Annotated in this window: 16 protein-coding genes and 3 pseudogenes; 10 read left to right on the forward strand and 9 right to left on the reverse strand. The window is 68.7% G+C overall.

Annotated features, from left to right (window positions below; translation table 11 throughout):
* Window positions 1-28 precede the first annotated feature (28 nt).
* Complete coding sequence (locus AC4OXY_RS45415; RefSeq protein ID WP_491992690.1) at window positions 29-601, reverse strand: carboxymuconolactone decarboxylase family protein; 573 nt, start codon at window positions 599-601, stop codon at window positions 29-31.
* The gene (locus tag AC4OXY_RS45420) at window positions 598-1551 is read right to left on the reverse strand and encodes an MBL fold metallo-hydrolase (protein ID WP_491992691.1); all 954 of its coding nucleotides are present in this window, start codon (window positions 1549-1551) and stop codon (window positions 598-600) included. Before AC4OXY_RS45420 ends, AC4OXY_RS45415 begins: the two co-directional genes overlap by 4 nt.
* Window positions 1552-1631: 80 nt before the next feature.
* On the opposite strand from AC4OXY_RS45420, the gene AC4OXY_RS45425 reads away from it, so the two are divergent.
* Window positions 1632-2252 (forward strand): TetR/AcrR family transcriptional regulator, encoded by a 621-nt coding sequence (locus AC4OXY_RS45425; RefSeq protein WP_491992692.1) that lies wholly within the window; start codon window positions 1632-1634, stop codon window positions 2250-2252.
* A gap of 516 nt (window positions 2253-2768) precedes the next feature.
* Window positions 2769-3548 carry an SDR family NAD(P)-dependent oxidoreductase gene (locus AC4OXY_RS45430; RefSeq protein WP_491992693.1) on the forward strand — a complete coding sequence of 260 codons (780 nt, stop codon included), beginning with the start codon at window positions 2769-2771 and terminating at the stop codon, window positions 3546-3548.
* Between the two features lie 138 nt (window positions 3549-3686).
* Here the strand turns inward: AC4OXY_RS45430 and AC4OXY_RS45435 are convergent.
* Window positions 3687-4268 (reverse strand): annotated as a pseudogene (locus AC4OXY_RS45435) (helix-turn-helix domain-containing protein); the annotation flags it as partial.
* 329 nt (window positions 4269-4597) lie between these two features.
* Here AC4OXY_RS45435 and AC4OXY_RS45440 point away from each other — a divergent pair.
* The 4 genes and pseudogenes from AC4OXY_RS45440 to AC4OXY_RS45455 form a co-directional block, all read left to right on the forward strand.
* Window positions 4598-5686 (forward strand): annotated as a pseudogene (locus AC4OXY_RS45440) (FAD-dependent monooxygenase); the annotation flags it as partial.
* Between the two features lie 308 nt (window positions 5687-5994).
* Window positions 5995-6369: a phospholipase D-like domain-containing protein gene (locus AC4OXY_RS45445; protein WP_491992694.1), complete on the forward strand. Its 375-nt coding sequence runs from the start codon at window positions 5995-5997 to the stop codon at window positions 6367-6369.
* Between the two features lie 130 nt (window positions 6370-6499).
* Complete coding sequence (locus tag AC4OXY_RS45450) at window positions 6500-6691, forward strand: hypothetical protein (protein WP_491992695.1); 192 nt, start codon at window positions 6500-6502, stop codon at window positions 6689-6691.
* 9 nt (window positions 6692-6700) lie between these two features.
* Window positions 6701-7888 (forward strand): GH25 family lysozyme, encoded by a 1188-nt coding sequence (locus AC4OXY_RS45455; RefSeq protein WP_491992696.1) that lies wholly within the window; start codon window positions 6701-6703, stop codon window positions 7886-7888.
* Window positions 7889-8272: 384 nt separating this feature from the next.
* Here the strand turns inward: AC4OXY_RS45455 and AC4OXY_RS45460 are convergent, their stop codons facing one another.
* From AC4OXY_RS45460 to AC4OXY_RS45470, 3 genes are all read right to left on the reverse strand, one after another.
* Window positions 8273-8509, reverse strand: coding sequence for a hypothetical protein (locus AC4OXY_RS45460; RefSeq protein ID WP_491992697.1), 237 nt, complete (start codon window positions 8507-8509; stop codon window positions 8273-8275).
* A gap of 740 nt (window positions 8510-9249) precedes the next feature.
* Window positions 9250-9792 (reverse strand): hypothetical protein, encoded by a 543-nt coding sequence (locus AC4OXY_RS45465; RefSeq protein WP_491992698.1) that lies wholly within the window; start codon window positions 9790-9792, stop codon window positions 9250-9252.
* Window positions 9793-9977: 185 nt separating this feature from the next.
* Window positions 9978-10199, reverse strand: a complete 222-nt coding sequence (locus AC4OXY_RS45470; protein ID WP_362823940.1) for a hypothetical protein — start codon at window positions 10197-10199, stop codon at window positions 9978-9980.
* Window positions 10200-10725: 526 nt separating this feature from the next.
* Between AC4OXY_RS45470 and AC4OXY_RS45475 the strand changes: the two genes are divergently transcribed.
* The 4 genes from AC4OXY_RS45475 (at window position 10726) to AC4OXY_RS45490 (ending at window position 15277) form a co-directional block, all read left to right on the forward strand.
* A complete protein-coding gene (locus AC4OXY_RS45475) occupies window positions 10726-12009 on the forward strand; it encodes a molybdopterin-dependent oxidoreductase (RefSeq protein WP_491992699.1) in 1284 nt (427 codons plus the stop codon).
* Window positions 12010-12011: 2 nt separating this feature from the next.
* Window positions 12012-12515 (forward strand): hypothetical protein, encoded by a 504-nt coding sequence (locus AC4OXY_RS45480; RefSeq protein ID WP_491994743.1) that lies wholly within the window; start codon window positions 12012-12014, stop codon window positions 12513-12515.
* Window positions 12512-13189: a class I SAM-dependent methyltransferase gene (locus AC4OXY_RS45485; RefSeq protein WP_491992700.1), complete on the forward strand. Its 678-nt coding sequence runs from the start codon at window positions 12512-12514 to the stop codon at window positions 13187-13189. Before AC4OXY_RS45480 ends, AC4OXY_RS45485 begins: the two co-directional genes overlap by 4 nt.
* A gap of 264 nt (window positions 13190-13453) precedes the next feature.
* Complete coding sequence (locus AC4OXY_RS45490; protein WP_491992701.1) at window positions 13454-15277, forward strand: glycoside hydrolase family 15 protein; 1824 nt, start codon at window positions 13454-13456, stop codon at window positions 15275-15277.
* A 177-nt stretch (window positions 15278-15454) separates the two neighbouring features.
* Here AC4OXY_RS45490 and AC4OXY_RS45495 read toward each other — a convergent pair.
* From AC4OXY_RS45495 to AC4OXY_RS45505, 3 genes and pseudogenes are all read right to left on the reverse strand, one after another.
* Window positions 15455-16688: pseudogene (locus AC4OXY_RS45495) on the reverse strand (IS701 family transposase).
* Between the two features lie 413 nt (window positions 16689-17101).
* Window positions 17102-17956: a helix-turn-helix transcriptional regulator gene (locus AC4OXY_RS45500; RefSeq protein WP_491992702.1), complete on the reverse strand. Its 855-nt coding sequence runs from the start codon at window positions 17954-17956 to the stop codon at window positions 17102-17104.
* 65 nt (window positions 17957-18021) lie between these two features.
* Window positions 18022-19647 carry a CocE/NonD family hydrolase gene (locus AC4OXY_RS45505; RefSeq protein WP_491992703.1) on the reverse strand — a complete coding sequence of 542 codons (1626 nt, stop codon included), beginning with the start codon at window positions 19645-19647 and terminating at the stop codon, window positions 18022-18024.
* Window positions 19648-19672: the final 25 nt, after the last annotated feature.

Raw genomic sequence — 19672 nt, forward strand, 5'->3', positions numbered from 1 at the left:
TTGTGGTCGATGGTGAGGTCGTCACGGGTCATGAGGTAGCCCATGGTTCGAGCGGGACGCGGCAGCTGTTGAGCATGGAGGCGAGCATGCGGAATGCGCCGACGAGGTAGAGGAGTTCGAGGAGTTGGCGGCGGTTGTAGTGGGCGGCCAGGGTCTGCCAGGTCGGCTCGGCGACGGTCGCGTCCCGCTCGATCTCGTCCGTGGCGCGGAGGAGCGCGGCGTCCGTCGCGGACCAGCCTGGCGCGTCCGGCCCCTGGCCGACCCGGTCGATCTCCGCTTCGGTGAGGCCGGTTGCCCGTGCGAGGCGGCGATGGTGCGACCACTGGTAGGTGGAGCCGGTGTTGTGCGCGGTGCGCAGGATGAGGAGTTCCCGGTCACGGGGTGGCATCTCGCCCGCGGTGACCGATGCCAGGAAGGGCGTGGCGATCCCGAAGAGCCAGTCATGGCGGGCGAGTGTGGCGAGCACATTGGGCGCGGGCCGGCCGGCGAGGAGCTGGGCGAGGACGGGGGTGTCGCGGTTCGCATCGAGGGTGGCGCGGGTCTTCTCTCTCCACTCGTGGAACGGCAGCGGCGGGATCCGGGGCGCGTTGTGGTCGGTCACCGCGCGGCCGCCCAGAATTCGGCCGCCTTGGTCAGGAGCGAGGTGAAGTCGCCGTCCTCAATGCCCAGTTCGCGGTAGACCGCGGCGATGTTGAGCACGAGGCGTTCGGCGTCGGACCAGTCCGCGTAGTCAGCCATGGGGAACGCGGCGGCAGCCTCGGTGACGCTCAGACCGGCCTTGTGTGAGCGCGACGCGTGGTCGGCGACGTGCTCGAGGTAGGCGCGGAACCGGTTCAGGTGGGGCTTTGCGACGACGGGGCCGTGTCCGGGGACGATGGTGTCGATGTTCAGGTGGGCGATGAGCTCCAAGGCCTCGATCCAGCGGCGGACTGGGCCGGAGTGGATGACGGGGTGGCTGCCGACGAAGAGGATGTCGCCGGTGAACAGCACGCCGTCGTCGACCACTTCGACCAGTACGTCTCCGTCGGTGTGGGCCGGTCCGACCTGGGTCAGGCGCACCCGGAGCCGTCCGACCGTCACGTCGCGCCGGCCCGAGAAGGTGACGTTCGCCGGGGTGGACTCGATCCCCGAGAGGTCGAACGAGCCGAGGTGGTGGCGTATGTAGCCACCCAGGGCACCCGGTTCCCCGGCCCTGGCCCGCTCGATGAGGTCGTGGAAGTACGCCACCGAGGGAGCGGTGCGCATGTGTGCGGCGGTTGCCGCGCTGCTGATGATCGTCGCATCGGCGAAGAGCTGGTTGCCGAAGGCGTGGTCGCCGTCGTCGTGGGTGTTGACCACGGTGGTGATCTCCATCCCGGGCAGTCGCGCGGTGATGGCGCGGAGCATCTCCTCGGTCATGGCCGGGGTGAACAGGGTGTCTACAAGGAGCGCCTCGTCCCCGTCGGTCACGAGCCCGCTGTTGGACAGCCCCCAGGAGCCGTTGGGCTGGAGGTACGCGTAGCTGTGCGGACCGATCCGGTGCAGGCCCCTGGCGTAGGGAGGGTTTGCCATGATGACACTGTACTCAAGTACAACTATGGATTGAAGTATAATTTTCTGGGACGGCAGGACGCGGTGCTTTAGGGAGCGGCATGGTCAGAGACGAGAGGGCGGGCGCGACGGCTGGCGCCCCGCCCGGCCGACGGGAACAGCGCAGGCTCCGGACCCGGGACAAGATCCTCGACGCCGCGTTGCAGCTCTTCGCCGAGCAGGACTTCGAGACCACCACCTTTGACCAGATCGCCGCACGAGCCGACGTCTCCCGGCAGACGGTGTTCAACCACTTCGCGAAGAAGAGCGACTTCGTGGACGGCTGGGGGGAGCGGCGCCGAAACCGGCTGCGGCACATGCTGGACGAGGCGGAGTTCCGCAACCGGTCCATCGCCGACCAACTCGCCGGCTACCTCGACGTGCTGGCCGAGTTCAACGAACGCGAGCTCCTACTCACCCAGCGGGTGCTCGCCGGCTCGTCCCGCTTCGTCTCGGTGATGGACGACAGCCCCATCGCGGATGCCTTCGCGGCGTCCATCCGACTCGGCCGGCAGCGCGGGGAGATCGACCCGGCCGCAGAGCCGGAGCTGGCCGCGGCGGTGCTGGCCGACTGCTACTTCGGCACGCTCAACCACTGGCTGAACTCGCCGCAGCCGGCCGGTGCACTCGCCCGGCAGCTCCGCCGAAAACTCTCGGTAGTGCTGGCCGGCCTGGCCCCCTAGGATTCGTCGGGGCGATGATATTCAGCCATGGATTACTCCCAACCAGCTGCGGGACTGAGGCGACGCCTCCGGCCTCACGTCACCTGACGCCGCGGGCGGCGGCGCCCCGCCCCCCCAGGTTCCAGGTGATGAGCCTCTGCGGGCGGACGCGGATGATGTCCCGGCTGAAACGGTCGGGTGCCATGGGCGGCAGAACGACGGTCAGCACCTCGGCCCCGCCCCTGATCTCAACCCAGCGCCCCCACAGGTGCCTGCACGCGTAGCGCAGCGAGCATGGGAGTGGTAGCCGAGGATCGTCTGTGCACCGCCGTGCAGACGAGTTCGGAGGCGCTGAGCAGCCGTTGCGTTCCCCGGATCTCGTCGTCGGTCTTCACGTACAGAGCGGTCTAGAGGGTGTTCAGATCGGTCGTCACACACTGATCTTGGACACCTTCGTTTCTTGGGCGGCGCGGAACTTCGGATGTATCCGAGATCGGTCCCGGATTCGGTAGGGGCAGCACGAGGGGAGAGGCGATCGTGGGGGAACTGGACGGCAGGACCGCACTGGTGACAGGCGGCTCGCGCGGGATCGGGCGTGCGGTCGCTCTGCGGCTCGCCGTCGAGGGGGCGCTGGTCGCGGTCCACTACGGCGGCAACGACGCGGGCGCCGCGGAGACGGTGGCGCTGATCGGCAAGGCCGGGGGCCGGGCGTTCGCGGTGCAGGCCAGGTTCGGCGAGAGTGGTGCGGTGGACTCGTTGTTCGAGGGGCTCACCGCCGGATTGGCGGACCACGGTGCGGACGGCCTGGACATCCTGGTCAACAATGCGGGTATCCACTCGGTCGGTTCGATCGGGCAGCTCACTGAGGAGGAGTGGGAGCGGCTTCTGGCGGTCAACGTGAGCACGCCGATCTTCGTGGTTCAGCGGGCGCTGCCGCTGCTGCGGGACGGCGGACGGATCGTCAACGTGGGCTCGGCGGCCACCCGGATCGCGAATCCTCTCCAGATCGGCTACACCGTCACCAAGGCCGCGCTGGCGGCCCTCGGCCCGTCGCTCGCCAACGAACTGGGCTGGCGCGGGATCACGGTGAACACGGTCGAACCCGGGGTGGTGCTGACCGACATGACCGCCGGGTGGACCGGCGTTCCCGAGGCGATGGCTGGACTTGAGTCGATCACCGCGCTCGGACGGATCGGTGAGCCGGGGGACGTTGCAGATGTGGTGGGCTTCTTGGCGGGTCCGCAGGGGCGCTGGGTGACCGGCCAGACCATCGATGTCTCCGGCGGCACCTACCTCGGCCCGACCACGGGCGGGTGATCCGCTACCCGGGCAGGGACCAGGGCGTTGGCGTCGCTGTTCGGGTGGGCCCGGTCCAGGATGTCGTTGGCCAGCGGATCTGCGCAGTGGCGTGCGGGATGGCAGAGCCTTGCGACGAAGCGCGAGCAGCGGTGCAGCGTCCGTCCGCAACGCGCGGGTCAGTGTGACAACCGTGGCTTCACTGGGCATGGTGGAGCCGTTCAGCGCCCAACTCACGGTCGTGTGTCCCAGCCCCGCCCGCAGTTCCAGCCCGGACGTCGTCAACCGGCGCTCCGCCCGCAGCTGCCGCAGTGTCGTCTTGAGTTCGGCGAGCTCGTCCCGTGTGTGCCCACCCACTCGACCTCTCCTCCTGGTCATCTCTGGCCCGTTGGAACCTGCCCGTTTATCTTCGTCCACCTGTACGTCCGCGCATGCCCGTCTCGCCATATTCGTTCTGACAAAAGCGCTCGCTACTGAACGGAAGAGAACTGTGTCTGCGTCGCCAACGGCCTTGACTCTGCTCGCTCTTGCTGTCCTCGCCTCCGCCCTCCTCGCGCTTCTGGCGGCTGTCGGCGCTGGCCTGTTGGCCCGCATGGATCGCGCTTCCCTGCCCGCCGCCCTACTGCGCGTCGGCGCAGCCTTCGGAGGCACTCTCACCCTCATCACGGCCCTGCTTGTCGTGGGGATCAGCGCTCTGACGTGACGGTCGCCGCGGCCCGGCCCACTGAGCTCATCCCGCATCTTGGGCTGTTTGGAGCCTGTTGCGCGTCGGCGGGCCTCCGCGCTGCCTGTGCGGTCCTGTCGGCCCGTGGAAGGGGTGGGGAGGGCGGGGCACCGTCCGCCCGTCTCCGGGCTTTCTCACGCGCCGTCTCGCTCTCCCTGGCGGCCGCGCCTTGTGGGCGGACTGCCTGGCGCGGATCCGGTGCGTTTTCGGCCGGTCAAACCGGAGGTCGTGGTGGAGATCGAGGTAGATCAGTTGCGGTTGGAGTTCGGCTGGTATCGACATCGTCCGCGTGTTCGGCGGGTGCGCGGCGACCTGACGTCCGAGATGCTCGACGAGGGGCACGTACGGCGTCACGGTCTCGGCCGTCACGCAGGGCGACGAAAGCGCAGCCGTGCACGCCGGCGGGCACGCATACGCGGCACGCTGGGGCGTCGGCTGTGACGGCGGACACAGCGCGGTGCGTGAGCTGGCGGGCTTCACCTTCGTCGGCACCGAGCCGCAGTTCACCGGCTACGCCATGCTCGCCACCATCGCCGACCCCGAAAAGCTGCGCCCCGGCTTCAACCTGACCCCCACCGGCCTGTACATCCAGATCTCCGCACCGGGGCACATCGGCATGATGGACTTCGACGGCGGCGCCTTCGACCGCTCGCAGAAGCCGACCCTCGACCATCTCCAAGCCGTGCTGCGCCGTGTGTCCGGCACCGACGTGACGCTGGATGAGGTCCACCTCGCCTCGAGCTTCACCGATCGCTCGATGCAGACCACGACCTACCAGCGAGGCCGCGTCCTGCTCGCAGGCGACGCCGCCCACAGCCACTCCCCCCTCGGCGGACAGGGCCTCAACACCGGCATCGGCGACGCCGTCAACCTGGGCTGGAAACTCGCAGCGACCGTACACGGACACGCGCCCGACGGGCTTCTCGACACCTACACCCACGAGCGCCATCCCGTCGGCGCCCAGGTGCTCAGCTGGTCACGCGCACAAGTGGCCGTCATGAAGCCCGACCCGCATGCCCAGGCGGTCCAAGGAATCATCCGCGACCTGCTCACCTCCCGTGACGGAACGACCTACGTGTTCGAAAAGCTCTCGGGATCGTCGATCCGCCACGACCTCGACAGCGAGCACTCGCTGGTCGGCCGCAACGCCCCCGACCTCCGTCTCCAGGACGGCACGCGCCTCGGCGACCTGATGCAGGGCGGACGCGGCGTCGCTCTCGACTTCAGCACCGACCGCCGGCTGCGCGGTTCGGCGGTGCACTGGGGACGTCGAATCCGCTACGCCGCCGGCCCGGCGGGAAACGACCTCGGGCTAGGCGCAGTGTTGATCCGCCCCGACGGCATCGTCGCCTGGGCGGACGATCACGACCCTGCCCCCGACACGTTCGAGCGGGCCGCCGCCCAGTGGTTCGGCACTCGCCCCGCAAGGGGCTGACCGCGATGCGGCGTCGATCTGGACGGCGGCGGGCGGGGTGCAGGGCGCGGGGCCATCTTCGAGCGAGGCGACGGCAACCTTGAGCCAGCCGGCGTCGGTCGGCGACTACCTCCAAGTCGCTATTGCGCCGAGTGAAACCGACGACGCCCCCGCCCATCGCGCCGCGGATCTCCACGCCGGTGCAGCGATCACGGGGACCTCCACCAAGCATTCGTGCGCACCCCGGGCCGGTCAGTTACGTTCTCACCGTCCGTGACACCCGAAGGCGTCGCACAGCCGCCGATTGCGCAGCAACCGCCGACAGCCCGGTGGTTGTAGCGCTGCGTACCTCGGCAACACCGCAGGTCAATGGCCCGTCATTGATCAGCTCTGCCCAGCGGAGCCTGACCATCGCCATGTATGGCTTCGACGACGAGGAGCTTGCCGACCTGATCAAGACCAAGCTTCAGGACCCGACGATCAGCGTGCAGCTGACGTTGGACTCCAGCCAGGCCGGCGGAGTACACGAGCGCACCCTCCTCGCGGAGGAGGCGTATCCGGCGTCGTCGATCGCAGTGGGCCGCTCGGAGCGCGGGGCGATCATGCATCTCAAGGAGGTCGTCATCGACGGCGTGGACCTCATCACTGGCTCGACGAACTGGTCGGAGGGCGGCGAGTCGAAGCAGGACAACACCTGTTCGTGATTCGTAGCCCCTACGTCGCGGCCAGGGCCCGCGCCCGCCTCGACGCCATCCATCAGCACATGCTTCAGGCTGCGGCCGGGAAGCAGGGTGCGGCACGACCGGATGGCAGTGGTACTGGCTGTCATGGCTGGTGGTCCTGTTCGGCGTTCCGGAGGGCTACGCCCTGTTCACCAACCCGAAGAACACCCTGTCGTGGACCGTGTGGACCTGGTTCGGCGTCCGCGAGGGTGTCCCGGTCTGGCAGTGGAGCGTCGCGCACCTGCTCCTGGCCGCGGTTCTGGTGTGGCTGCTCGGGCATCTAGCTTTCGGGATCTGGCGCTGAGGAGGCGCGATGGGGATCTACGGTCAGGACTGGTCGTCGTACCAGTCAGCAACGCCGGCCACGAGCGGCCTCTCGTTCGCCTTCACGAAGGTCACCGAGGGCCTGGGGTACGTCAACCCCGAGTGGACGTTGCAGATGAATCACGCGAAGGCCAACGGGCTGGTGCGGGGCGGCTACCACTACCCCCACATGGGCGACTCGGTGCAGGCAGAGGCCGATTACTTCCTCGCCCAGGTGGCATGGAAGCCCGGCGATCTGGTGGTCCTCGACTGGGAGGGCTACGACACCGCGAACCAGAATGTCTCGCTCAACGACCAGCGTGCGTACAAGGAATCCTGGCTTCGGTACGTCAAGGCCAAGCTTCCGCACAACCCGGTCGGCATGTACTGCAACACCGACTACTGGCGCGGCGTCGACACCACCGGCTTCTACCAGGACTTCCTCTGGATCCCGGGCCGGCCTTCCCGCCGGCCGGCCCGGGATCCAGGCTCCATGGCTGTTCCACCAGTACAGCGCCTCCGGAGTGGACCGCGACTACTGCCACCTGAGCAGCACGGCCGAACTCCGGGCCTGGGCGCTGTCGTTCGCTGCCTCCTCATCGCCCCCGAAGTTCGACCGACGCAAGCTCGACGAGGAGGTTCGATGAAGCTTGTCACGCGCGCGCAATGGGGTGCCCGGCCGTGGCGGGAGCCGAACGGATCGATCCCGTACCACGAACCGCGCAAGGGCACGAAGTGCCACTACCTGGGCACGCCGTACACGTTCGGCCAGCACGACACGTGTCCGGCCTACGTCCGCAAGCTCCAGGCGTCCCACATGGACGTCGACGGCTGGTCCGACATCGGCTACAGCTTCGTGGTGTGCGAGCACGGCTACGTCTTCGAGGGCCGCGGCCTGGTACGCCGCAACAGCGCGAACGGCAACGTCCCGCTGAACGAGGCCCACTACGCGGTCGCCGCCTTGCTCGGCGCATCCGGCTCAACCCACCCGACCGACGCCCAGCTGAACGGGATGCGGGACGCGATCGACTACTGCCGCATTCACGGCCCTGCGGGACCTGAGATCAAGGGCCATCGCGACGGCTACCCCACCGCCTGCCCCGGCGACGTCCTGTACGCCTGGGTCCAGAGGGGCGCACCGCGCCCGAACCCGACTCCTGCCGCTGACCCGCGGCAACTCGACGAAGAGGTGAAGTGATGGCGCTCGTCATCGGTGAGATCAAGAGAACGGCGAGGCGGCATCGGCGTCCGACGCATGCAGACGGACAAGGTCCAGGTGGAGCCGGTTCCCGCTGGTAAGCCGGAAAAGGGTCAGCTGCCGTACCTCACCGGCGCCTACGGGCCCATCTACCCCTGACCACGCAGGGCCCATCCGGCTGGGCGGGCGTCGGAGGATGTCGTGGCCGTTGCCGCGCTGCACCCACGACCGGGTGCCGCATGACCGCGCTTGACTGAAGAGGGCTCCCCGTGAATGTGGGGGCCTTCTTCTCATGCGTTGCCCTTCCACATAGGCGTGATGCTCGCGCTGCTCGGATCAGCTGACGGCATACCCTGGGAATGGGTCGTGTCCCTCGTCGCGGCCCTAAACATCAGTCGACTCGTAGAACCTGGTTGCGCAGTGCGCAGCAGGGTCAGGGCGTGGCAGCAGACCGAGGCTGTCGGTGATGACGTGCCGGCGCCTTCCGTTGATCTTCTTGCCGCCGTCGAAGCCGCGCGTCGCGGCGGGCACCGAGGCGGAGCCCTTGACCGACTGTGAGTCGATGATCGCCGCGGTCGGCTCCACGTCCCGGCCCTCGGGTGCGCGGGCTTGCCCGCGCACCCGGTCGTGGGGCTCCCTGGCCAGGCCCCTGTTCCTCCACCTGCGAAAGAACGCATACACGCGGTCCCATGCGGGGAAATCGCACGGCATCGCGCGCCACTTGATGTACGTCCATTCCGAACCGGCTGAGCGTCGCGCGGGTGTAAGCGGCGAAAAGCTCCTGCCGCGTCTGGCGCCCGTCGCCGCTCCGGGTCACTGTCCGGTGTGCATCCAGCCCTTCGAATCCGGGCGCCGGCAACGGGCGTTCTGCTCGCTCTGGTGCCGCGGCCGTGCCCAAGTCCTGCACAACAGAGGCCTGCTGTCCAGCGGCCCAGCCGTGTTCCTCCCACAGCCGCGCAAGCAGCGTCTGGACCTGCCCGAAAACGTGGAGATTGTAAGCCTCACAGCCCGTTTCCCCAGGTCAACTGACTGACCCGTGAGGCTGTGAGGGTGTGAGGAGAGGGCTCACGTACACGACGGGCAAGGTCCGCGTGGACGGATAGCAGTGCCTGACCGCGCCCGTCGGACCTTGGTGCGAGGGTTGGACGGCTGCGGTCAGGGTGCGGGGCTGGAACCGTTCGCAGTGGGAGAGGGAGCAGGGAGCATGGTGGCGAGCGAAGACGGCGCGCAGGCGGTGCGCCGACGGTTCCGGCTGCCGTGCACCGAGCCGGGCACGGCGCCTACTCGCCCGAACACATACCACGCTGGCTATCCCGCGACGATCAGTCCTTTCAGGCGTTGCCCCACGTTTCGAGGAATCGCTAGCGGTCGTCCTCTTTCTCGTGCAGTCGGCGCCTGGCGAGCAGAACATGCCAGGCGGTGGTCTCGGCGTCACGCAGCCACAACTGCCCGAGGTAGCGGCCACCTGCTACGGGCGTGTCGTGAGCCAGTGCGTCGCCGATCACCTCGGGCACGGCGTCGCGCTGCTGGTCGTCGAGCTCTGCGAGAAAACTGAGCGCGCGGTCGGCAATGCCCACTTCGTTCCCCCTGATCAGGCGGTCGAAGAACGGACCGCCCGCGTTGTCGGGGACGATGTACAGAGCGGCGCTGCCTCCCGCATCTCCCAGGGCACCCCAGATCTCATTGCCTTCGGGCGCGCCCGGTAGAGGGAGCGCGGCGAAGAGGTCGACCAGATGACCGTTGGCCGCTTGGTTGTATGAGACGTCGCAGGCTGCCGCGGAAGCAATCTTCGCGACCTGCCCGGTGTTCAGCCCTCCGTCCGTGGGCCAGTCCAGTGGAATGTTGAACTGGCGGGCGAGGTGCTGGGCCAGTTCATCGTCGTCTAGGGATCGCCGGACGATCACAAGTTCCCCCAGTTCAGGGCCAGATGGCGGCTCTCTCTGCCTGCCCAGTCTGCCCAACTGGGCAGTGATCTGCTGGGGTGTGCGGACAACGTCTGGAAAGAGCCCGTACCGAAGACGCCTTGGCGCAACCGCGCCGCCGAAGCCGGACGCTCCAAGCCCGGGACTACGCGGCACCGGTTGGGGCGTCAGGGGAGGTGAAGGGGGCCAGCGTCGGCGCTGCCGCCGATGCCGAGGGTCCGTCGGGGCGCCGGGGGTGTTGCCGGGTGGGAGCCGAGTACCCCACGGGCTCGCAGCTGATCGAGGTCGGGCAGGCGGACCCCGGGGAGGACGTCGAGGAGATCGGCCTGGGCCGCGCGGATGTTCTGCGGGGCCTGGGGACCGGCGCCAAGGGCGCGGCGGGCTGTCACGCGATCATCGTACGGGCGACACGGACGATGAAGCGTTGGCACCTGTATCCGTCCCGACACCCTGGTCTGGTTCGCCGCGATCACGACGAACCAGCACGCTTCCCTGGTCAGCGCGGTGCGGCCGAGCCAGGTGGTGGCGCTGCGTCGTGCGCTGAGGCGTCGCACCCCACCATCATGGGGCCGCCGTGCGACCCGTCGAGCCGTGCGGAGCGCCGGGTCAACCATTCGGCTGACGGCAGACGCCCGCATGCACGACAGGCGCGGAGAGTCGACCCGATCTGCGCCGGTGTGTGGCTGACGATTTGACAGGCCCTGATGGAGCGGTGGGGTTCGATGCCCACGTTGAGAGACGGTCTGGGTATAGGGGAGGCAGTCGTTGGACAGTGGCGGACGGCCGCCGGCTGCGGGCTCCGGCGGGTCGCAGCGGCGGGGATCGGACGAGGGTCACGCGCAGGGGCGCCTCGAGCGCGTTCGTGCTGCCGCGGCGGCGCGGGCCACCAAGGGGGCCGCGCGTACCAGGGCCCTCGTGCGCCGGGCCGAGCAGGCTCCTCCGCCCCCGGGACCGTTCCGCCCCGGCTTCTGGCGCAGTCCCATCCGCGGCCCCTGGCTGACGTCCGTGTTCGGCCTGGTGCTGCTGATCGGCATCCCGCTGCTCTTCGTCACCGGGCTGCTCTCCTACGCCTCCTACAACCCTGACCTGAGCCCCCTCAACGACGAGACTGCCGACAAGGGTGTCCTGGGCTTCTACCTTTTCAGCTGGCCCACGCATCCGTACTGGCTGTACCGGCTGCTCCAAGGCGTGCACGTGACGCTGGGCGTGGTGCTGGTGCCGGTGCTACTGGCCAAGTTGTGGTCGGTGATCCCGAAGCTGTTCGAATGGCTGCCGGTACGCTCCATCGCCCACGGCCTGGAGCGGCTTTCCCTGCTGATGCTGGTCGGCGGTGTCATCTTCGAGTTCGTCACCGGCATCGTCAACATCCAGCTCTACTACGTCTTCCCGGGCTCGTTCTACCGCCTGCACTTCTACGGCGCCTGGGTCTTCATCGCCGCCTTCGTCGTCCACGTGTGCCTCAAAATCGGCCGGATGATCCGGGCACTGCGCTCGCGCAGCCTGGGCGCCGAACTGCGCACCGACCTCGCCCACACCGTGCCCGAACCACCCGATCCCGACGGCCTGGTGGCAGCCTCTCCCGCACCGCCCACGATGACCCGCCGCGGCGCGGTGGGCATGGTGGGAGCGGGATCGCTGCTCCTGTTCGTCGTGACCGCCGGACAGAGCATCGGCGGCCGGCTGCGCGCCACCGCGCTGCTCGCACCGCACAACCGCGACCCAGACAGCGGCCCGAACAGCTTCCAGATCAACAAGACGGCGGCCAAAGTGGGCATCACCCCCGCGCTCGTCGGCCCCAACTGGCGGCTGGAGGTCCACGGACGCGGAGCGCCACGGGTCTTCACCCGCGAACAGCTCCTGGCGCTGCCCCAGCACGCCGCCGCACTGCCGATCGCCTGCGTGGAGGGATGGTCCACCGAGGACCAGCACTGGAGCGGCCTGCGGCTGGCCGACCTCGCCGCTCTGGCCGGACTGCCCGACGCCGCAAGCGTCCTGGTCCAGTCGATCCAGCCGCCCGGCCCCTTCACCCGGGTGGTGCTGCGCGGCAACCAGATCCACGACCCCCGAGCGCTGCTCGCCCTCCGCGTCAACGGCGCTCATCTCTCACTCGACCACGGCTACCCGGCCCGCATCATCGTCCCGGCCAACCCCGGCGTGAACAACACCAAGTGGGTCCACCGGCTCACCTTCAGGGCGTGACCATGGCACGATTCGCACGCTGGTACGGCTCCGGCCCGCTGCATCTGCTCGTCCTGGTCGCCTCGTTCGCCCTGACCGGCTACGCCATGGTGCGCCTGTTCGCCGTCCGGCCCTGGGAGGTGGCGATCTGGTTCGTCGGTGCGGCGATCCTCCACGACCTCATCCTGCTGCCCCTGTACTCGCTGGCCGACCTGTCGGCCCTTTCCGTGCTGCGGCACCGAGCCGCCGGCGGACCGAGGGTGCCGTGGATCAATTACCTGCGTGTTCCCGCCTTCCTGTCCGGTCTGCTCCTGCTGGTCTGGTTCCCCCTCGTCTTCCGTCTGGCGGTCCCCTACCCCGGCGACACCGGTCTGTCGGACAGCGTCTACCTCGGCCGATGGCTGGCGATCACCGGTGTGCTCTTCGCTGCCTCCGCCGTGGTCTTCGCGATGAGACTGCGCCGCCTGAGGCGGGCCGGCCGCAGCGACAAGAACCGACCCGCCAAAGGGCATGGCGCAGCACCGTGACAACCGACGAGGACGAGCTGTACGACGCCGACGAGGACCCCTACGCGCTCGCCCTGCGACCCGGCCGAGAACCGGTGTACCTACGGCTGGCCGACGGGCGCCGGATCCGGATGCCGGTAGACCGCTGGCACGAGCAGCCCACGGCGGCCGACACGACCGTGCTGGAACGCTGCGTCGGCCCCGTCCTCGATGTCGGCTGTGGCCCGGGCCGCATGTGCAGGGCACTCCTGAGCCGGGGAGTCTTCGCCCTCGGGGTCGACATCGCGCCTCGGGCGGTCGCACTGACCACCTCTCTGGGCGGGCTCGCACTGTGTCGATCGGTCTTCGACCAGCTGCCGGCCGAGAGCGGCTGGCAGACAGTGCTGCTCATCGACGGCAACATCGGCATCGGAGGCGACCCTCATGGCCTGCTGCGCCGCTGCGGCGGACTCATCGCCCCCACCGGGCGCCTCGTCGTCGAGGTCGACCCCGACGACGTCGAGCAGCAGTGCACCGCCCGGTTCGAGGACCTCCACGGCCGGAACGGTCCGTTCTTCCCCTGGGCACGGCTCGGACGACCAGCGCTCCACAGGATCGCCGCCGACCTTGCCCTCAGCGTCACCAACCAGTGGGGATACGGTCACCGACGCTTCCTCGCCCTCGGCCACCCGGATTCGGCCTCGGGACCTCGCTGATGACGCGGGGTCGGCCACGCCGCGGCGGGGAGACACGACGCACGCCGAGCGCGGCACCAGCTCGTGCCACTCGCTCGGAGCAAACGTCGGCAACCGGCACGTGCGATCCACCGATCGTGCTGATTGGCTGGAGGTGAATCCGCTGTTCAGGGACGCTGGGATCCATGTCACCCGTCAGGCACCTGGAGAGACCTGCGTCGCAGGCGACTGCTCACGTCGTCCCGGCCGGGCCGCGTCCGGCCCGAGGTGGACGGGCTGCGACGCATGAGTGCGCGACCGATCGGTGACCACGCCCTGCTGTCCGACTGCCGCTCGGCCGCGCTGGTGACCTCCGACGGCTCGGTGGACTGGCTGTGCCTGCCCCGCTTCGACAGCCCGGCGATCTTCGCCCGACTCCTCGACGAGGACGCCGGCCACTGGTCCATCCGCCCTGTCACCGGCTCGGTCGACATCAGCCGCCGTTACGTCGAGGACACCCTCGTTCTGGAGACGGTCTTCCGCACGACCGGCGGCACTGCGGTCCTGCGGGATGCCCTTGCCCTGGGACGGCGCGAACGCGGGCACGCGCTCGGCACCGCTTCCCCCGGAATGCTGCTGCGGCAGATCACCTGCACCGAAGGGCGGATGGACATCGAGATCGCCTACGCGCCGCGCCCGGAGTTCGGACTCGTCCACCCACTCCTCTCAGCCGTGCCAGGTGGGCTTGCGGCGTACGGGGGCGCCCATGTTCTGCTCCTGTCGAGCCCCGTCGACCTGCGGATGAGCGGCTCCACGGCCCACGGCCGAATCCCGCTCTCGGCGGGACACCGCCTCGGATTCGCCCTGCACGTCGGGACGGCGTGGGAAAGGGAGTCGGTGGCCTGGCGGACGGGACGGATCCGGCGTCGCATGTCCGACACCGTCAAAGGCTGGCGCTCCTGGTCGAAGCTCCACCGCGGCTACGTCGGCCCCTGGCAGGACGAAGTGAGCCACAGCGGGCGCGTGCTACGGGCCCTGACCTTCGCTCCCACCGGGGCCATCGTCGCCGCGGCCACCACCTCTCTGCCCGAGAAGACGGGCGGAACGCGCAACTGGGACTACCGCTACACATGGGTCCGCGACGCCAGCTTTACCATTCAGGCACTGGCCACGGCCGCCTGCGAGAAGGAGAAGAACCGGTTCTTCGGCTTCCTCGCCCGAGCCGCGGCAACCCAACTCGACCGCGGCGCCGACCTGCAGATCATGTACGGCATCGGCGGAGAACGTGACCTGAGCGAGCGGCCCCTGCCCCACCTGACCGGCTGGCGCAACAGCAGCCCCGTCCGGATCGGCAATGACGCCTGGCGCCAACGCCAACTCGACGTCTACGGCGAACTCCTCGACGCCGCTGCCCAGACCCTTCCGCCCGATGAGCCCCTCGACCCAGCCACCCGCACCTTCCTGCTCCAGGCAGCCGAGACAGCCGCCCTACGGTGGGCCCAACCGGATCAAGGCATCTGGGAAAGACGCGGACCCAGCAGGCACTTCCTCCACTCGAAACTGATGTGCTGGGTCGCCCTGGACCGCGCCATCAGCCTGGCCCCTGCGCTCCAGGCCGACGAACGCCTGCCCCACTGGCAGCACGAGCGCGACCAGATCCGCCAGGCCATCGAACAGCGCGGTTGGAACCCCGACCTGGGCGCCTTCACCCAGGCCTTCGACACTGACGACCTCGACGCCTCCGCACTGATGCTGCCCATCGTCGGCTTCCTGCCACCACACGACCCCCGCATCCAGTCCACCGTGCTGGCCATCGCCACACACCTGACCGACCACAACGGCTTGGTCCGCCGCTACCTCACCGACGAACTACAAGAGGAAGAAGGAACCTTCCTGCTGTGTACCTTCTGGCTTGCCCAAGCCCTCGCTCTCACCGGCCACACCGCCCGTGCACGACACGCCTTCCAAACCGCCCTCGCACACGCCAACGACCTCGGCCTGCTGGCCGAGGAGACCGACTCAACCACAGCAGAGGCCCTCGGCAACTTCCCCCAAGCCTTCAGCCACATCGGTCTCATCAACGCCGCTCGTGCCATCCGCGATGCCGAGCGTCAAGAAATGCACGCCTAATACTCCAGCCGTAGTTCGGTATCTGGGCTGGTCAGCGGCCTGGTGGCGTGGAGTGTAGCGGGGCGCCAGGCGGGCGGGACGGACTTCCCCATCGCGCCCCGGCGAATAGGTAGCCGCGCCGTTCGTAGTGGCTCTGGCGGGCGCGTGCCTGGTGCCGCCGTCTCCACCGTGACCAGGTCAGCGTGTGGTTGTGGTGTGCGCGGCGGCGCGGGGGTTCAGCTGCCAGGAGACGGCGGATCTCGGCCGGTGTGAGGTCCACGAGATCGGGCGTGTCGTCGCCGGGGCCCCCTTTCGCGTTCCTGGGCGGCGATGGCGGCAAGGAACGTGTGGGCGAGCATGGCGAGGGTGATGTGCCGGTACCAGCCGGTGTAACGGCGGACCTCGTACTCGTCGAGGCCGCACTCGTTCTTCGCGGACTGGAAGCATTCTTCGATCTTCCAGCGGCATCCGGCAATCCGGGCCAGGTCGGCGAGGGTGGCGTCCAGCGGAGCGCTGGCCAGGAGGTAGGCGATGTCCTCGGGGTCGGTGATGCTGCGGCGGGCCAGCATCCACCGCCTGCGGGTGGGCTTGTCGCCGTCGCGTTCCTCGACGACGGGCAGGAGGGCGCCGGCCCAGTCGTAGCAGCGTTCGCCTTTGGCTCCGGGGCCGGCGGACAAGCGCTGCCATGCCTCCGGCGGGGCCTCACGGCGGATACGGTCCTCAATGCGCGGGCCGTGGACCTGCTGGGACTTGGGGACGGCCGCGACGTAGTGGAGCTTCAGGTCGTCTTCGAGGAACCGGCGGAAGCGGCTGTCCTGGCCGTAGGCGGCGTCCGCGGCGACCCAGCGGAAGCGCAGCAGGGAGGCATGGGCCCGGCGGATCATGTCACGGGCGAGGGCGTTCTTGGTGGCGAAGGTACGGTCGTCGGGGATGTGGGCGGCCTGGCAGCGGTCGCTGTCGTCGGTCCAGGACCTGGGCAGATAGAGGTCACGGTCGACGAGGGCGTGTCCCCGGCTGGTGGCGTAGGCGGCGAACACGCCGATTTGGCAATTTTCGGTGCGTCCGGCGGTGCCGGAGTATTGGCGCTGTACTCCGGCGGAGGTGTCCCCTTCTTGATGAAGCCGGTGTCGTCGATGATCAACACGCCGTCGTCACAGCCGAGTTGGTCGGCCACGTACTGCTGCAGGTCGTCGCGGACACTGTCGGCGTCCCAGCGGCTACGGGAGAGCAGCTACTGCAGTCCGTCCGGGGTGGCGTGGCCGGCCCACTCGGCGAGCTGCCACCCGTTCTTGCGGCTGACCGGAGCGAGCAGGCCAGGTACGTAGTCCCGCATCCGCCTGCGGGGTTCGATCCGAGTGAAGCGGCTCCCGGTCTGCAGGAAGAGTTCTTCGAGTTCCCGATCCCACACACTCACCGGCGCATCGTTGTGCATGTCGAGGGACTGCTCGCACCAGCACACGGGCATGCGGCAGGGCACTCGTTCGTGGGGCGCGATGGGGAAGTCCGTCCCGCCCGCCTGGCGCCCCGCTACACTCCACGCCAGCAGGCCGCTGACCAGCCCAGATACCGAACTACGGCTGGAGTACTAGTCGACGATGACGTACCAACGATGCGTCGTTGTGCGCGGAGATCCGCGCTTCGCACTTGGGAGTTTGTGCAGGGGTTGGCATCTGATCGAGCATCAGGCCTGGCCTCATGGGGCCGTTGGGGTGGGTGTCGCCTGGTGTGACGGCGGACCGGCGACGAGCGGTCATCCTCCGCCCCAGCCCGAAGGGCAGTTGCCCCGCCACCGTCCTGCGACGGGTGGACCTGTCTTCATCCCCACCTACCGACGAGTTCGATGAACTACTGGTGAGAGTCCGCGCGTAGAGCGTCCAGCTTCTCGGCGTCGTCGGTTTCGGCGACGGCCGTGTAGGCGACGATACGGAGATCTGAGCCGGGGACCATGAGGACGTCGAGGTCGAGGGTCAGGTCGCCCACCTTGGGATGTTCGATTGTCTTGCGGTCGCCGGTGTGGAGGCCGGCGGTGCCGTTGGACCACAGGTGGGCGAAGCGGGGGCTGGTGCGGAGCAGCCGGTCGACGAGGGAGGCGAGGCGGGCGTCGTCGGGGTACGCCGCTGCCGTGACCCGCAGATCGGCGACGAGGGCCTCCTCCTCGTCCTCGTCGCCGGCCCAGGACCGTACTGGCCAGGCGGCGATGGAATCGACTCGGTGACCGTCGCTGGAGCGGAACATGCCGGCGACGAGATTTCCCTGGTTCCAGCTGTAGGTACGGGGGTCACCGATGGCGGCGGTCCACATCCGGTTCCAGCTGACAAGCGTCCAGTCGGCGGCGTAGACCGCGACCGGCGCGCCGCCCATTTGCCGGATGAGCCGGTGGACGCTCGACGGCACGTGCAGTGAGACGTCGCCGTTGGATGGCGGCGCGAGATGGGCGCAGCGGAACAGGTGGTCACGCTCGGAGGTGCCCAGGTGCAGGGCTCTGGCCAGGGCGGTGACGACCTGGGCGGAGGGGTTGCGGGCGCGGCCCTGTTCGAGCCGCACCACGTAGTCGACCGACAGGCCGGCCAGGCGGGCGAGTTCCTCGCGGCGCAGACCGGGAATGCGCCGGTCGGCGTCTGATTCCAGCCCGCCCGCCAAGGGCGAAAAGCGCTCCCGCCAGCCTCGCAGGGCGATGCCGAAGTTGTTGGTCATGGCCATGCGGTCATCATCGTTCAGGTGCCCCGCCGGCAGCAGTCCTCCTTTCCCACATCTGGGCAAAACCATCAGGGGCGCGGGCGCTCGTGCAGATGCAGCGCCGAGGGGCGCAGCCGGTCGTGGTGATAGGTGTCGGTACCGGCCTTCTGGCCGTAGAAGTGGGTCATGGGCGCGTCGGTGATCAGCGAGTCCTGGTTCGTGATCTCCAGGCGGATGCGGTCGCCCTCGCAGGCCAGGAACGACAGGGGCAGCAGTTCGACGTGGAGTTCATAGACCTTGCCGGGCTCCAGCGGATCCTCGCCGTTGTGCAGGTGGAACGGACGCATGTCACTGGTGAGTTCGGGGTCCTCGGCGCGGTGGGAGGCACGCAGCCAGCCCTGGCTGACCTTGATCGGCAGCCCCGCGCCGGAGTCACCGGAGACGAGGGAGAGCTTGACGAAGACGTCCATGTCGGTCTGGTCCGAGGAGGCGTGCAGCGTCAGCGTGGCATGGCCGGTGAACTCGCGGTCCTTGTCCATGGGAGCGGTGGTGAAGGTGTTGACCCGCGCGACGTGGTCGGGGACGCCGTGTCTGTCGAAGACGGTGACGCCGGCCATCCACTCGGGATCCGGGTAGCACCAGGAGGTGGACGCCTCGTCCGCCACCGGCTTGGCCTCGCTGAGCGTTCCGTCGTTGAGGGAGACGACGGCGCCGCTGTGCTCCTCGGCGAGGTAGAAGGTACTGGTGCGCACGTCCGGTGGCGGCCAGGAGGGCGCCGACTGGTAGGCGTCCGCGCCGTTGACGTAGAAGCGGACGTCGGGCTTTTCCATCACACCGTTGTCGGCGCCCTTGAGGTGATGGTCGTACCAGGGCAGCAACTCGGTGCGGTGGAAGTCCTCGTCGAAGTAGTACCTCTGCGCGGCGGCGAAGCTGCCAGGATGCGTGACCAGCAGCTTCTTGGGCCCCCGTACGCGCTCGAAACCGTAGAAGTTGCCACGCAGGTGCAGCGCCGCCTTCCCCCACACGCCGATCGAGAACACGGGAATGTCGATCTGCGGCAACTCCCAGAACGGCGAGCGCCGACGATGCCACTCGTCGTCCAGGGGGTGGGAGAGGATGTCGTAGACGAAGTCCTGCTTGCCGCCGACGCGGAAGTCAATGCCCTCGATCTCGTGCTGGACCAGCACCGAGCCGAACAGCCAGGTGCTCAGGAAGCCCTGGATCGGGATGCCCCCGTGGTACATCCAGTCGCGGTACATGTCGGTGGCGCCGTCGTAGGCGACGATCGTCCTCAGATGCGGCGGGCGGGTGCGTGCGGCGTTCCACTGGCTCCAGCAGTAGTGGGACATGCCGATCATGCCGATCGCACCGGTCGACCACGGCTCGGCGGCGACGTGCTCGATCATGTCGTGGATGGCCTCGCCCTCGCCCCGCGAGACCGGGTCCCAGGTGCCCTCGGAGCGGCCGGTTCCGGGTACGTCCATGACGACGTAGGCGTAGCCGTTGTCGAGGTAGAGCTGGATGGGCCCGTACTCGATGAACGGGAACACCGGGTGCGCCGGCAGATGGCGCAGCGCCTTCTGGTACGGGGAGGCGCCGAGAACGACCGGGAACGGCCCCTCGCTGTCGGCGGGGAGGTAGACATCGGCGCGGACGAGATCTCCCGCGCGGGTGCGGACCTCGGTCTCGAAGGGCGCCACATGCACATCGACCATAATGGTTCCTTTCCAGGCCTTTCCG

It is taken from the genome of Streptomyces sp. HUAS MG56, assembly GCF_058673395.1.

What these genes read in the sequence shown, in the direction of transcription:
- AC4OXY_RS45420 (WP_491992691.1), bottom strand. Translation starts at nt 1,551, where the DNA reads ATGGCAAACCCTCCCTACGCCAGGGGCCTGCACCGGATCGGTCCGCAC.
- AC4OXY_RS45425 (WP_491992692.1), top strand. Translation starts at nt 1,632, where the DNA reads ATGGTCAGAGACGAGAGGGCGGGCGCGACGGCTGGCGCCCCGCCCGGC.
- AC4OXY_RS45455 (WP_491992696.1), top strand. Translation starts at nt 6,701, where the DNA reads ATGGGGATCTACGGTCAGGACTGGTCGTCGTACCAGTCAGCAACGCCG.
- AC4OXY_RS45480 (WP_491994743.1), top strand. Translation starts at nt 12,012, where the DNA reads ATGGCACGATTCGCACGCTGGTACGGCTCCGGCCCGCTGCATCTGCTC.
- AC4OXY_RS45490 (WP_491992701.1), top strand. Translation starts at nt 13,454, where the DNA reads ATGAGTGCGCGACCGATCGGTGACCACGCCCTGCTGTCCGACTGCCGC.
- AC4OXY_RS45500 (WP_491992702.1), bottom strand. Translation starts at nt 17,956, where the DNA reads ATGGCCATGACCAACAACTTCGGCATCGCCCTGCGAGGCTGGCGGGAG.
- AC4OXY_RS45505 (WP_491992703.1), bottom strand. Translation starts at nt 19,647, where the DNA reads ATGGTCGATGTGCATGTGGCGCCCTTCGAGACCGAGGTCCGCACCCGC.